At 68.6% G+C, this 13,450-nt stretch carries 11 protein-coding genes and 1 tRNA gene; 7 read left to right on the top strand and 5 right to left on the bottom strand.

All coding sequences use genetic code 11. The features are described from left to right. Nucleotides 1-9: 9 nt before the first annotated feature. Together murA and AB6732_RS04075 are read right to left on the bottom strand one after the other, a co-directional pair. A complete protein-coding gene (gene murA, locus AB6732_RS04080) occupies nt 10-1,332 on the bottom strand; it encodes a UDP-N-acetylglucosamine 1-carboxyvinyltransferase (RefSeq protein WP_370959589.1) in 1,323 nt (440 codons plus the stop codon). A gap of 109 nt (nt 1,333-1,441) precedes the next feature. Continuing rightward, on the bottom strand, nt 1,442-2,668 hold the full coding sequence (locus tag AB6732_RS04075; protein ID WP_370959588.1) for an ROK family protein: 1,227 nt from the start codon (nt 2,666-2,668) through the stop codon (nt 1,442-1,444). A 235-nt stretch (nt 2,669-2,903) separates the two neighbouring features. Here AB6732_RS04075 and AB6732_RS04070 point away from each other — a divergent pair, with 235 nt between their 5' ends. From AB6732_RS04070 to AB6732_RS04050, 5 genes are all read left to right on the top strand, one after another. Then, on the top strand, nt 2,904-4,196 hold the full coding sequence (locus AB6732_RS04070; RefSeq protein ID WP_370958520.1) for an ABC transporter substrate-binding protein: 1,293 nt from the start codon (nt 2,904-2,906) through the stop codon (nt 4,194-4,196). Then, entirely contained in the window at nt 4,193-5,095 is a 903-nt protein-coding gene (locus AB6732_RS04065; protein ID WP_370958518.1) for a carbohydrate ABC transporter permease, read from the top strand. Before AB6732_RS04070 ends, AB6732_RS04065 begins: the two co-directional genes overlap by 4 nt. After that, the gene (locus AB6732_RS04060; RefSeq protein WP_370958516.1) at nt 5,095-6,009 is read left to right on the top strand and encodes a carbohydrate ABC transporter permease; all 915 of its coding nucleotides are present in this window, start codon (nt 5,095-5,097) and stop codon (nt 6,007-6,009) included. The genes AB6732_RS04065 and AB6732_RS04060 overlap by 1 nt, the downstream gene beginning before the upstream one ends. Nucleotides 6,010-6,057: 48 nt before the next feature. Beyond that, on the top strand, nt 6,058-7,764 hold the full coding sequence (locus AB6732_RS04055; protein ID WP_370958514.1) for a glycoside hydrolase family 13 protein: 1,707 nt from the start codon (nt 6,058-6,060) through the stop codon (nt 7,762-7,764). 69 nt (nt 7,765-7,833) lie between these two features. Then, a complete protein-coding gene (locus AB6732_RS04050) occupies nt 7,834-9,552 on the top strand; it encodes a glycoside hydrolase family 13 protein (RefSeq protein WP_370958512.1) in 1,719 nt (572 codons plus the stop codon). A gap of 139 nt (nt 9,553-9,691) precedes the next feature. Here AB6732_RS04050 and leuD read toward each other — a convergent pair whose 3' ends face one another. Together leuD and leuC are read right to left on the bottom strand one after the other, a co-directional pair. Beyond that, nucleotides 9,692-10,291, bottom strand: coding sequence for a 3-isopropylmalate dehydratase small subunit (gene leuD / locus AB6732_RS04045; RefSeq protein WP_370958510.1), 600 nt, complete (start codon nt 10,289-10,291; stop codon nt 9,692-9,694). Nucleotides 10,292-10,324: 33 nt separating this feature from the next. Continuing rightward, nucleotides 10,325-11,776 carry a 3-isopropylmalate dehydratase large subunit gene (leuC, locus tag AB6732_RS04040; protein ID WP_370958508.1) on the bottom strand — a complete coding sequence of 484 codons (1,452 nt, stop codon included), beginning with the start codon at nt 11,774-11,776 and terminating at the stop codon, nt 10,325-10,327. Between the two features lie 133 nt (nt 11,777-11,909). Here leuC and AB6732_RS04035 point away from each other — a divergent pair, with 133 nt between their 5' ends. Together AB6732_RS04035 and AB6732_RS04030 are read left to right on the top strand one after the other, a co-directional pair. Continuing rightward, on the top strand, nt 11,910-12,629 hold the full coding sequence (locus AB6732_RS04035) for an IclR family transcriptional regulator (RefSeq protein WP_066210786.1): 720 nt from the start codon (nt 11,910-11,912) through the stop codon (nt 12,627-12,629). 15 nt (nt 12,630-12,644) lie between these two features. Next, complete coding sequence (locus AB6732_RS04030; RefSeq protein ID WP_370958506.1) at nt 12,645-13,184, top strand: DUF1697 domain-containing protein; 540 nt, start codon at nt 12,645-12,647, stop codon at nt 13,182-13,184. A 167-nt stretch (nt 13,185-13,351) separates the two neighbouring features. Here AB6732_RS04030 and AB6732_RS04025 read toward each other — a convergent pair. Beyond that, nucleotides 13,352-13,427 (bottom strand) — tRNA-Glu (locus tag AB6732_RS04025). Nucleotides 13,428-13,450 lie beyond the last annotated feature (23 nt).

Here is a 13,450-nt window from a genome sequence, read left to right as displayed (position 1 = left end):
CATGGGGTTCTACGCTCCGGTGAGTTCGAAATCGGCGCCGAGCCCGGCGATCTTCTCGGTGAAACGCTCGTAACCGCGCTGGATGACCTCGGTGCCGGTGACGCGGGAGACGCCCGTGGCGGCGAAGGCCGCGATCAGGTGGCTGAAGCCGCCCCGCAGATCCGGGACGTCGATGTCCCGTCCCACCAGTGGCGTGGAGCCGGAGATGACGGCCGAGTGGAGGAAGTTCCTCTGCCCGAAGCGGCACGGCACGCTGCCGAGGCATTCGCGGTGCAGCTGAATGCTCGCGCCCATGCGGGTGAGGGCCTGGGTGAAGCCGAAGCGGTTCTCGTAGACCGTCTCGTGCACGATCGAGACACCGTCCGCCTGGGTCAGGGCCACCACGAGGGGCTGCTGCCAGTCGGTCATGAATCCGGGGTGCACATCGGTCTCGAGCACGAGCGGGTTCAGCTTGCCGCCCGGGTGGTAGAAGCGGATGCCCTCGTCCATGATGTCCATGCCGCCGCCCACCTTCCGGTAGGTGTTCAGGAAGGTCATCATGTCGTGCTGGGCGGCGCCCTCGACGAAGATGTCGCCCTGGGTCACGAGCGCGGCGGAGGCCCAGGAGGCCGTCTCGTTGCGGTCGGGAAGGGCGCGGTGATCGTAACCGCGCAGCTCGGAGACGCCTTCGATCCGGATGGTGCGATCCATCTGGATACTGATGATGGCGCCCATCTTCTGGAGCACCGCGATGAGGTCCACCACTTCGGGTTCCATGGCGGCGCCGCGCAGCTCCGTGATGCCCTCGGCACGGGTGGCGGAGAGCAGTACCTGCTCGGTGGCGCCGACGCTCGGGTAGTCGAGGGTGATCTTGGCGCCCTTGAGGCCTTCCGGCGCCGAGAGGTGGATGCCGTTGCCGGTCTTCTCCACCACGGCGCCGAACTTGCGCAGGACGGCCAGGTGGAAGTCGATGGGCCGGTCGCCGATGCGGCAGCCGCCGAGGTCCGGGATGAAGGCCGCGCCGATCGCGTGGATGAGCGGTCCACAGAGCAGGATCGGGATGCGGGAGTCACCGGCGTGCGCGTCGATCTCGGTGTGGGAGGCGTTCCTGGCGTTGGCCGGGTCCAGGCTCAGATCCCCGGTCACCGGGTCCTTCACCACCGTCACGCCGTGCAGCTGGAGCAGGCTGGTGACGACCTCGACGTCCTTGATCTCCGGGACGTTGCGGAGCACGGAGGGCTCGCTGCCGAGCAGTGCCGCGACCATCGCCTTGGGCACCAGATTCTTGGCGCCCCGCACGGAAACCTTGCCACTGAGCGGAACCCCGCCCCGGATGGTCAGCACACTACTCATCGACATCTGCCCTCGCACTTCTACGTTCGGAGCTGGGTCCCAGCTCCTCATCAAGCATAGAGCCCCGACGGCGCGCGGGCGGGACCCTGCGCGCCTGCACCGGCCCGGGTCAGGCGCGCTCCGGCGAGCCTGTGCGCAGCGATGCAGGGTACACGTCCAGCGCATTCTCCTCGACGTAATCAAGGGCGTGGCGGACGGCTCCGAGGGACACGATGCCCTCCCCCAGGGACGAGGTGAGCACCCGCGGCGGGGTATGGGTGAAGCGCGGCAGCTCCCGCTCGATGCCCGGCAGCAGGGCCCCCGCCGACTCGGCCACGGCGCCTGCGATGACGACTGCTTCCGGATTCACCATGGTGCTCAGCGCGCCGATGACGCGGGCCATGCGCCGGGCCACCCTGTCGAGGATCCCGACGGCGGTCGCGTCTCCGTCCGCCGCGGCCGAGAACACCATCTCCGCGCTCAGTGCGGAGGGGTCCCCGCCGCAGAGGACGCGCAAGGTGGTGTCCGCGCCGTCGTCGAGCGCTTCCCGCGCCCACTGAGCCACATGGTGCGCGATGCCGTGCGTGTCGCCCACCCCGTCGAGGTGCTCCAGGTAGCCGAGTTCGCCGAAGCCGCCGAGCTGGCCGTGCAGGAGGCGGCCGGATTCGAGGACGCCGGAACCGAGCCGGTCACCGGCCAGCATGACCGCAAGGTTGTCGATGCCCTGTGCGACGCCCATCCAGCGTTCCGCGAGCGCGGCGAGGTTGGCGTCGTTCTCCAGGAGCACGTGCCAGCCATGGCGTTCGGAGACGATCGCCCGGACGTCGAAGGACCGCCAGAACTCCTGGACCGTGAGGACGTTCCCGTCCCGGCCGACCGGCGCGGCCACGCCCACAGCGACCGCGAGCACGGAGTCCGCGGTGACGCCGGCGTCGGCGAGCGCCTGAGCGGCGAGGCGGTCCAGGACGTCCGCACGCTCGTCGGCGGCGACGTTGTCGGCGGGGAACGGCAGGGTCACCTGGGACAGGGGCGCGCCGGCCATGTCGGCCACGATGGCGGTGATCTTGTGGGCGCCGATGTCGATGCCGAGCACGCTTGCGGCGCGGTCGTCGAACACGAACCGGCGCGCGGGTCGGCCCTTGACGTAGTCGCCCGCGTCCCGCTGGTTCTCCAGCTCCCGGAGCCAGCCGAGCCGCACGAGTTCATCGCAGATCGAGATGACCGTGGCGCGGGACAGGCCGGTTCCCGCCATGAGCTCGGTCCCCGTGAGGACTCCGGCCCCGCGCATCGCCTGAAGCATGGCTCGTGCGTTGATCCTGCGCACCACCTGAGTCGAAGGCGCGGTCTCGCTCATCATCGACACCCCACACTCCTTCTGCCCGCGAGGCCCGTCCGCGGGCCTGCTCTGAAATCTAACTCATGAAACGAGGCGGCGAAACATGGGCCGCCCGCGCTTGACGGCGTGAGACGGATCACGCCTATACTGCTGATGGGTTATAAATTTACCTCCTATCTAAACTCGCCCGGCAACTCTCAGAAGGACTTCCCGCCCGGCGCCTGCGGTCCGAGCACCGCACGACGAAAGGACAACGGTGTCTGTGAAACCGACACGGGCCAAGCGCACAGCGGGGCTGGCGTTGAGCCTCGCCCTACTGGGCGGCCTGCTCTCAGGGTGTGCGAGCGACGGCGGGACGGAGACCATCCGTTTCACCTTCAGCAAGCGCGAAGCGATCCCCTTCATGACCAAGCTGGTGAACGAGTACAACGCCTCGCAGGACAAGACGCGGGTGGTGCTGGACACCTCGGGTGTGGACGTGGTCTCGGCGAGTTTCGTCCGCGGCAACCCGCCGGATCTGATGCTGGCGAACTACAACACCGAAGTCTCGCGGTTCATCGACCGCTGCGCGCTCAGCGATCTGAGCGGGACGGCCGCCGCGGGTCAGATCCGCCAGGACTACCAGCCCCTGCTGGATCAGTACGGACATTGCGAGGGACGGCAGAGCGCACTCCCCTACTCCGTCATGGCGTCCTCGGTCATCTACGACAAGAAGATCTTCGCCGCCCACGGCATCGCCGTGCCGAAGACCTGGGATCAGTTGCTCGCCGCCTGTGAGGCCCTCAAAGCCTCCGGCGTCACTCCCTTCCAGGCGACCATCATGGACAACTGGACGGTCGGCCAGGGCTGGTTCGATTACGCCGTGGGCGGCTCGCTCGATGTCGTGGACTTCTACCAGCGGCTCGCCGCCGAAGGCGACACGGTGGGCACGACGTCGAAGACGTCGTTCTCGAAGGCTTTCGCCGGGCCGCTGGCCAAGATGCAGCAGCTCCTGAAGTACACCAACAAGAACGCCGCCAGCCAGACCTACGGCGACGGCAACCTCGCCTTCGCCCAGGGCAAGGCCGCCATGTACCTGCAAGGGCCGTGGGCGTTCAGCGAGATCGCCAAGACGGCGCCCGATCTGGAACTCGGAACCTTCCCCCTGCCCATGACGAACAACGAGAAGGACCTGGCCGTGCGGGTCAACCTGGACCTCGCGGCCATGGTGCCCCAGGCCTCGAAGCACCGGGAAGCCGCCCGGGCGTTCCTGGACTACCTCTACAAGCCCCAGCACATCCAGGCGTACAACGACTCCCAGCTGGGGTTCACCCCGCTCAAGGGCGCCGCGCCTCCGAAGGATCCGCGGGTCGCCGGGATGATCCCCTACGTCGACCAGGGCAAGGTCTACCAGGGTCCCTCGGTGCTCATCCCGAAGACCATCCCGGTCTTCAACTACGCCCAGGCGATCGCCCTCGGCGCCCAGCCCGAAGCCACCCTGCGCACCCTGGACGCCGACTGGGCGCGGCTCGCGTTCCGGGCGCCGGCCACGAAGGAGAAGACGAAGTGAGCACCTCCACCAGCACTGCGGGAACCGCGGTGCGCCGCAGCCGCCGTCGTGTCGAACCCGTCTACTGGCTCTTCCTGCTGCCGAGCCTCGTCCTGTTCACCCTGGCCATCACGGTGCCCGGCGTCATCGGCATCACGTTCAGCTTCACCGACTCCATCGGCGTGGGCGACTGGAGCTTCAACGGCCTGACCAACTACATCGCCCTGTTCAGCGACCCGGCCATCCTGCAGAGCTACCTGTTCACGTTCGGCTTCTCGATCGTGACCGTGCTCGTGGTCAACGTGATCGCCTTCCTCCTGGCGATCGGGCTCACGGCGCGCATCCGTTTCAAGACCGGGCTCCGCACCGTCTTCGTGATCCCGATGGTCATCTCGGGCATCATCATCGCGTACGTCTTCAACTTCCTGTTCTCGAACTCGCTGCCCGCCGTCGGCACGGCCACGGGCGTGACCTGGCTCCAGACGAGCCTGCTCGCCAACCCGGACCTCGCGTGGGTGGCGATCGTGGCCGTGACCGCCTGGCAGGCCATCCCCGGCACACTGCTCATCTACATCGCGGGGCTCCTCTCGGTCCCGGGCGATGTCTACGAAGCGGCCGATCTGGACGGCGCCAGCAAGACGCAGCAGCTCCTGCGGGTGACCATGCCGCTCGTGGCCGGGTACGTGGTCATCAACGTCATCCTCGGCTTCAAGGGCTTCCTCAACGCCTACGACATCATCAAGGGCCTCACCGACGGCGGTCCGGGCACCTCGACCCGCAGCATCGCCATGAGCATCATCGCCGGCTTCAACGGCGGCGACTACGGCTACCAGATGGCCAACGCGACGATCTTCTTCGTCGTCGCGGTCCTCATCTCCCTGCTCCAGCTCTCGCTGACCCGCGGAAGGAACGCACTCTGATGTCGACGCAGACGCTTCTCACCTCTGAGACACCCGCCACCGACGGCGAGCGCGAGCTCACCCGGGGCCGGGGCCACACGCCCCGCGTCCGGCTGGAGCGGGTCAACTGGCCCGCCACCGTCCTGCTCCTGCTCTGCGCGGTCACCGTGCTCCTGCCCCTCTACGTCACCCTCTCGATGGCGTTCAAGACCGGGGCGCAGGCCGTGGACGGCAACGCCTTCTCGCTGCCCGCGCCCTTCTCGGTCGACGGCTTCGTGCAGGCCTGGAATCTGACGAGCTTCCCCGTGGGGGCCGGTGTCAGCCTCCTGGTGACGGCCGGCACCGTGGTGCTCACCATCGTGCTCTCGGCGTTCACGTCGTACGCGATCGTGCGCAACTGGGACCGCAAGGTGTTCCGCTACTCGTTCTACTATCTGCTGGCCGCGATGTTCATCCCGTTCCCCGTGGTGGCGCTGCCGCAGATCCAGCTCACCGGGCTCCTGCACCTGGACAACCCGCTGGGAGTCATCCTTCTGGCAAGCATGTTCCAGCTGAGCTTCAGCGTGCTGCTGTTCACGGCCTTCCTCCGGTCGATCCCGCTCGAGCTCGAAGAGAGCGCCCGGATCGACGGGGCGAGCACCTGGGTCACCTTCTGGCGCATCATCTTCCCGCTGCTCGCCCCCATGAGCGCCACGGTGGGCATCTTCGCGTTCCTGTACGCGTGGAACGACTTCATGATGCCGTCCCTCATCATCTCGGATCCGGCACTGCAGACCCTTCCGGTTCGGCAGAACCTGTTCCAGACTCAATTCAGCAACAACTACAACGTGTCCTTCGCGTCCTACCTCATGGCGATGGCTCCCGCGATCGTCGCCTACCTGTTCACGCAGCGCTGGGTCATGGCGGGCGTCACCCAGGGCGCCGTCAAGGGCTGACGCCCACTCCGCCGCATCCGTCACACCGACTTCCCCGAGGAATCCCCCATGGCAGCAGAACCCGTCCTCCTCCCCGAGGCCACCTGGTGGCGTCAGGCCGCCGTCTACCAGATCTACCCCCGCTCTTTCGCGGACGCCGACGGCGACGGCATCGGCGATCTGCGCGGCATCATCTCGCGGGTGCCGTACCTGGCCGGTCTGGGGATCGACGCCGTGTGGCTGAGTCCCTTCTACCCCTCGGCACTCGCGGACGGCGGCTACGACGTGGCGGACTACCGCGACGTCGACCCGCGGATCGGCACGCTCGACGAGTTCGACGAGATGGTGACGGCCCTGCACGCCGCCGGCATCCGCGTCATCGTGGACATCGTGCCGAACCACTCCTCGGACGAGCACGCGTGGTTCCGGGAGGCTCTGGCCTCGCCCCGCGGTTCCGCGGCCCGGGAGCGGTACCTCTTCCGTGACGGGCTGGGCGAGCACGGGGAGCTCCCGCCGTCGGACTGGGACTCGGTGTTCGGCGGGCCTGCCTGGGAGCGCATCACCGAACCGGACGGGACGCCGGGCCAGTGGTACCTGCACACCTTTGCCAAGGAGCAGCCGGACTTCAACTGGGACAACCCGGAGGTCCGCGAGGACTTCCTGAAGACCCTGCGTTTCTGGTCCGATCGCGGCGTGGACGGCTTCCGCGTGGACGTGGCGAACCTCCTGGTGAAGGACCTTCCGGAGACGCTGCCCAGCCGCGCGGAACTGGAGGCCCTGGACCGCGACTCCGGCACGCACCCGCTCATGGACCGGGACGAGGTGCACGAGATCTACGCCGACTGGCGCGCCGTGTTCAACGAGTACGACCCGCCCCGCACCGCCGTCGCCGAGGCCTGGGTCGATTCCCCGGTGCGCCGCGCGAAGTACGCCTCACCGAACGGGCTGGGCCAGGCCTTCAACTTCGATCTCCTGACGGCGGACTTCGACCCGGAGGCGTTCCGCCGGATCGTCACGGAGAACCTCGCCCAGTCGGCGACCACCGGCTCGTCCTCCACCTGGGTGCTCTCCAACCACGACGTCACCCGCCACGCCACCCGCTACGGGCTACCGCCGTTGGGAGACCGCAAGGGCGTCAAACAGGGCATCGAGTGGATGATCGCCGGAGCGCCGGCCGACGGCGTCGATCCCGCCCTCGGCCTCGCCCGGGCCCGCGCCGCCACGCTCTTCCTCCTGGCCCTGCCCGGCAGCACCTACCTCTACCAGGGTGAGGAGCTCGGCCTGCAGGAAGTCGGCGATCTGCCGGCCGAGGCTCGGCAGGACCCGGCCTACCATCGCTCGGTGCACCAGCCTGCCTGGTCCTACGACGGCCTGGGGCGCGACGGCTGTCGTGTGCCACTCCCCTGGACGTTGTCCGGACTGTCCTTCGGCTTCGGGCCGGGCGGCGCACATCTGCCCCAGCCGGAGTGGTTCGGCGCGTACTCGGTGGAAGCCGAGGACTCGGACCCGGCGTCGACCCTCAATCTGTACCGTGCGGCCCTGCACCTGCGCAGCACGCTGCAGGGCGCCGAGACGCTGGACTGGGTGGAGACGCCCGCTGCGGCACTCGGCTTCACCCGTCCCGGTGGCTGGCTGACGATCACCAACTTCGGCCAGGAACCTGTGGAGCTGCCCGTGGGAGAGCTGCTGCTCGCGAGCGCACCCGTGCAGAACGGCCTGCTGCCGGGTTCCGCGACCGCCTGGCTGCGTGTCCCGGGCACCGCGGCCTCGGCCTGACCGCCTCCTCTCCCGTTCCCGGCCCGAGTGATCCCTGGGCCGGACCCCGACCTTCCGACAAGGAGCATTGTGAGCACCACCGCCCCCGAGGCACAGCACCGCGACGCCGACCACCTGAGCGACCCCGAGTGGTGGCGCCAGGCGGCCGTCTATCAGATCTACCCGCGCAGCTTCGCCGATGCGAATGGTGACGGCATCGGCGATCTGCCCGGCATCACGTCCAAGGTCGGGTATCTCCGGGAACTGGGGATCGACGCCGTCTGGCTGAGCCCGTTCTACCCCTCGGCCCTGGCCGATGGCGGCTACGACGTGGACGACTACCGCGACGTCGACCCGCGTCTCGGCACCCTCGCGGACTTCGACGACATGGTCGCCGCGCTCCACGCAGCCGGCATCCGCCTCATCGTGGACATCGTGCCGAACCACTCCTCCGACCGCCACGAGTGGTTCCAGGAGGCCCTCGCCTCGGAACCCGGCTCCCCCGCCCGCAACCGGTACATCTTCCGCGACGGCAAGGGCGAGCACGGCGAACTGCCGCCGTCCGACTGGGATTCAGTGTTCGGCGGCCCGGCCTGGGAACGCGTCACCGAACCGGACGGCACCCCGGGTCAGTGGTACTTCCACCTGTTCGCCAAGGAACAGCCGGACTTCAACTGGGACAACCCCGAGGTCCGCGAGGATTTCCTGAAGACCCTGCGGTTCTGGTCCGACCGCGGCGTCGACGGATTCCGCGTGGATGTGGCGCACGGGATGGTCAAGGACTTCTCCGAGCCGATGCCGTCCAAGGCGGACCTCCAGGCGCTGAACACCGGGACGGACGGGTTCGTGGACGGCTCCCACCCGTTCTGGGATCGCGACGCGGTGCACGAGATCTACGCCGAGTGGCGCACGGTCTTCAACGAGTACTCCCCCGCCCGCACGGCCGTGGCCGAGGCCTGGGTGCACCCGGACCGCCGCGCCCGGTACGCGAGCCCGGAGGGACTGGGCCAGGCGTTCAACTTCGACCTCCTCCAGGCGGACTTCCGGGCCGAGGACTTCCGCGCGGTCATCACGAAGAACCTCGCCGAGGCAGCGGCAAGCGGCGCCTCCTCCACGTGGGTCTTCTCCAACCACGACGTCGTCCGGCACGCCACGCGCTACGGGCTGCCAGAGTCCGGTCCGGCGGAGTCCGGCGCCATCATGGCGAACGCCGGCAAGTCCTGGCTGCTCGACGGCGGTGACCCGGGCGCGGTGGACGCCGCACTCGGCCTGCGGCGCGCCCGCGCCGCCACGCAGCTCATGCTCGCCCTGCCGGGCTCGTCCTATCTGTACCAGGGCGAGGAGCTCGGGCTACAGGAAGTCGGTCAGATCCCGGACTCGGAGCGGCAGGACCCATCCTTCTTCCGGAACCCCGGCGTGGAGATCGGCCGCGACGGCTGCCGCGTCCCCCTGCCCTGGACGTCGTCCGGACCGTCGTTCGGTTTCGGCGCCGGCGGTTCCCACCTGCCCCAGCCCTCATGGTTCGCGGACTACTCGGTGCAGGCGGAGGAAGCGGATGAGGACTCCACGCTGAGCTTCTACCGCAAGGCCCTGGCTCTGCGGAGCGAGCTCCAGGCGGCCGAGGACCTCGAATGGCTGCCCACTGAGGAGCCCTCGGTGCTCGCCTTCCGGCGTCCCGGCGGCTGGATCAGCGTCACGAACTTCGGCGACGCTCCGGCCACGCTCCCGGACGGCGAGGTCCTGCTGAGCAGCGGCCCCCTCGAGGGACACACGCTCCCGGGCGCGACCACCGCCTGGCTGCGGGACTGACCAGCCGCACACCGGCTGACGCACTCTCCGCACGACGACGGCGGCCCCTCCCGCGGGAGGGGCCGCCGTCGTCGTGTGTCACGTCAGTCGTGGCCGGCTGGGCGGCCGTTCAACGCTCGGCCGTTCAGCGCGCCGCCATTCAGCTTTTGGCAGGGAGCGTCTTCGGCTTGAAGGACGGCCGCGTCGCCTCGTAGGCGGTGATGTCCTCTTCGTGCTGCAGGGTCAGCCCGATGTCATCCAGGCCTTCCAGCAGACGCCAGCGGGTGTAGTCGTCGATCTGGAACGGCGCCACGACGTTGCCGCATTCCACGACCTTGGACTGGAGGTCCACGCGGATCTCGGTGCCCGGCGCGTTCTCGAGGATCTTCCAGATCAGCTCGATGTCGTCCTGCTCCAGCACGGCGGCCAGGAGGCCCTGCTTGCCGGAGTTGCCACGGAAGATGTCCGCGAACCGCGAGGACAGCACGGCCTTGAAACCGTAGTCCTTGAGTGCCCAGACCGCGTGTTCGCGCGAGGAGCCGGTGCCGAAGTCGGGGCCGGCCACCAGCACGGAGCCGCGGTTGAAGGGCTCCCGGTTCAGGATGAAGTTCTCATCCTTGCGCCAGCCGGCGAACAGGGCGTCTTCAAAGCCCGTCCGGGTGATGCGCTTGAGGTAGACAGCGGGGATGATCTGGTCCGTGTCGACGTTGCTCTGACGCAGCGGGACGCCGATGCCGGTGTGGGTGGTGAATTTTTCCATCGTGTGCTCCTGGGAAATCGTGTCGCGGCGGGCTCAGGCGGCGGCAGCGCCGGCGTCGTCCTGTGCCAGGGGTTCCAGATCCGACGGGGAGCTCAGCGTCCCGCGGACCGCGGTGGCGGCGGCCACCACGGGCGAGACCAGGTGGGTGCGCCCGCCCTTGCCCTGACGGCCTTCGAAGTTGCGGTTGGAGGTGGACGCGCAGCGTTCGCCCGGGGCCAACTGGTCCGGGTTCATGCCGAGGCACATCGAGCAGCCCGCAAAGCGCCACTCGGCGCCGAACTCCTTGAAGACCTTGTCCAGGCCGATCGCCTCCGCCTCCAAGCGGACACGGGCGGAGCCGGGAACCACCATCATGCGGATGTCGGGATCTTTGCGGCGGCCACGGATGACGTCCGCCGCGGCCTGCAGGTCCTCCAGGCGCGAGTTGGTGCATGAGCCGAGGAACACGGTGTCCACCCGGATCTCCTTCATCGGGGTGCCGGCTTCCAGGTCCATGTACTCCAGGGCACGGCGTGCGGCGGCCTTCTGGTTCTCGTCACCGAAGGACTCGGGGTCCGGGACGGCCTGCGACAAGGACACGCCCTGGCCCGGGTTGGTGCCCCAGGTGACGAACGGCGCGAGGGTGTCGGCGTCCAGGAAGACTTCCTCGTCGAAGACGGCCCCCTCATCGGTGTGCAGGGTGTCCCAGTACTCGACGGCGGCATCCCAGTCGGCTCCTTCGGGAGCGTGCGGGCGGCCCTTCATGAAGTCGTAGGTGGTCTGGTCCGGCGCCACCATGCCGGCGCGGGCGCCGGCCTCGATCGACATGTTGCAGATGGTCATGCGCGCTTCCATGGACAGCGCCCGGATGGCGGAGCCGCGGTATTCCAGGACGTAGCCCTGCCCGCCGCCGGTGCCGATCTTCGCGATGACCGCCAGGATGATGTCCTTCGAGGAGACGCCCGGCTTCAGGGTGCCCTCCACGTTGATGGCCATGGTCTTGAACGGCTTCAGGGACAGCGTCTGGGTGGCCATGACATGCTCGACCTCGGAGGTGCCGATGCCCATGGCCAGCGCGCCGAACGCGCCGTGCGTGGAGGTGTGGGAGTCGCCGCACACCACGGTCATTCCGGGCTGCGTCAGGCCGAGCTGCGGGCCGACGACGTGGACGATGCCCTGTTCCTTGTCACCCAGGGAGTGCAGGCGGACGCCGAACTCCTTGCAGTTGGCGCGCAGCGTCTCGATCTGGGTGCGGCTGGTGGGGTCCGGGATCGGCTTGTCGATGTCGATCGTCGGAGTGTTGTGGTCCTCGGTGGCGATCGTCAGATCGGGGCGGCGCAGCGGACGGCCGGCCAGGCGCAGACCCTCGAAGGCCTGCGGGGAGGTCACCTCGTGCACCAGGTGAAGGTCGATGAAGAGGAGATCGGGCTGGGCGTTGACTCCTTCGCCCTCGCCTTTACGCACGATGTGCGCGTCCCAGACCTTCTCGGCCAGTGTCTTCGGCATGGCCTTCTCCCTTCATTGCGCGGGCCGGTGGCCCCGCGGTGTGCTGATGCTGTATTTCAACTGTTCCAGCCCGCACCGGAGAGTGCCAGCGAAATGATTTGCATCTCAGATATTGAGACGGCAATATCATTGTATGGACACTTCAAGTGGCGTCGGCGTCATCGACAAAGCGGCTCAGGTTCTCGACGCTCTCGAGGCCGGACCGACCACCCTGGCACAGCTGGTCGCTGCCACCGGACTCGCACGCCCCACCGTGCACCGGCTCGCCCTCGCCCTCGTGCACCACCGCCTGGTGAGCCGCGACATGCAGGGCCGCTTCGTGCTCGGCAGCCGCCTCGTCGAGCTGGCCTCCGCCGCGGGTGAGGACCGTCTGATCGCCTCTGCCGGCCCGGTGCTCCTCCAGCTGCGGGACGCCACCGGCGAGTCCGCCCAGATCTTCCGCCGCCAGGGCGAATGGCGTGTGTGCGTCGCCTCCGCCGAACGCCCCGTCGGCCTGCGGGACACGATCCCCGTCGGCACCCAGCTCTCCATGAAGGCCGGCTCGGCCGCCCAGGTGCTGCTCGCCTGGGAGGACCACGACCGCCTGCTGGAGGGCCTGCAGAACGCCCGCTTCACCCCCACCGTCCTCGCGGGCGTACGACGTCGGGGCTGGGCTCAGAGCCTCGGCGAACGCGAGCCGGGGGTCGCCTCCGTCTCGGCCCCCGTGCGCGGGCCGTCCGGCCGCGTGATCGCCGCCGTGTCGATCTCCGGACCGATCGAGCGCCTCACGCGGCAGCCGGGCCGGATGCACGCCGAGGTCGTCTGCAACGCCGGGCGCCTGCTCACTGAAGCCTTGCGCAAGGGCAACGACTGAGGCACGGTTGACGTCATGACCGAGCCGCACCGCTACGCCGTCTTCCTCCGCGGGATCAATGTGGGAGGGATCAACATCCGGATGGCCGACCTCAAGGCCCGCCTGAGCGACGGACCCTTTCAGAACGTGAAGACGCTGCTGGCGACGGGCAACGTGATCCTGGAGTCGGATGCCGGTCCGGACGCCGTGAAGAAGGCCTGCGAGGACGCCTTGCGGGCCCGTTTCGGGTACGACGCCTGGGTCATCGTCACGGACCGCGAGGAGATCGACCGGATCGTCAAGGCCACCCCCTATCCGGCCGACGACCCGGAGCAGCACTCCTACGTCACCCTGGCCAGCGACCCCACGGTGCTGGACTCCCTGATCGAGGCCGCCTCGGCACTGGGCCCCACCGGCATCGTCCGTCTGACACCCGGCGCCATCGCGACCCAGGTGGCCGTGGGATCCAGCACGGACGCTCCTGTCTCCAAGCTCATGGCACGGGCCGCCTACAAGCCCTACACCACCACCCGGAACCTCCGGACCCTGCTGAAGGTCCAGGCCGCCCTCGCCTGAGAGCCGCGTGTCGGCCAAGCCCACGCCCGCCGAGTTCGGGGATTCGTTCCGAGCGCGGTGGCTGCAACCCCTGTTCTCGGAAGCAACCCCCGAACTCGGCGAACAGTCAGCGAAGAGCCAGGCTTAAACGCAAGAATCCCCGGCCCATGAGGACCGGGGATTCTTCGTGGTGACCCCAGCGGGATTCGAACCCGCGTTACCGCCGTGAGAGGGCGGCGTACTAGGCCGCTATACGATGGGGCCGAGCACTTGCGGCTCTTGTTCCG

It is taken from the genome of Arthrobacter sp. RCC_34, from assembly GCF_041360795.1.
Lineage (GTDB): Bacteria > Actinomycetota > Actinomycetes > Actinomycetales > Micrococcaceae > Arthrobacter_E.
Note: the sequence above shows the minus strand (reverse complement) of the source record. Positions and strands in the feature narration are given on the sequence as shown.

Bases quoted from the DNA above. Each gene is read 5' to 3' on its own strand.
- AB6732_RS04060 (WP_370958516.1), top strand. From the start codon at position 5,095: ATGTCGACGCAGACGCTTCTCACCTCTGAGACACCCGCCACCGACGGC.
- AB6732_RS04030 (WP_370958506.1), top strand. From the start codon at position 12,645: ATGACCGAGCCGCACCGCTACGCCGTCTTCCTCCGCGGGATCAATGTG.
- murA (WP_370959589.1), bottom strand. From the start codon at position 1,332: ATGAGTAGTGTGCTGACCATCCGGGGCGGGGTTCCGCTCAGTGGCAAG.
- leuD (WP_370958510.1), bottom strand. From the start codon at position 10,291: ATGGAAAAATTCACCACCCACACCGGCATCGGCGTCCCGCTGCGTCAG.
- AB6732_RS04075 (WP_370959588.1), bottom strand. From the start codon at position 2,668: ATGATGAGCGAGACCGCGCCTTCGACTCAGGTGGTGCGCAGGATCAAC.
- leuC (WP_370958508.1), bottom strand. From the start codon at position 11,776: ATGCCGAAGACACTGGCCGAGAAGGTCTGGGACGCGCACATCGTGCGT.
- AB6732_RS04055 (WP_370958514.1), top strand. From the start codon at position 6,058: ATGGCAGCAGAACCCGTCCTCCTCCCCGAGGCCACCTGGTGGCGTCAG.
- AB6732_RS04035 (WP_066210786.1), top strand. From the start codon at position 11,910: ATGGACACTTCAAGTGGCGTCGGCGTCATCGACAAAGCGGCTCAGGTT.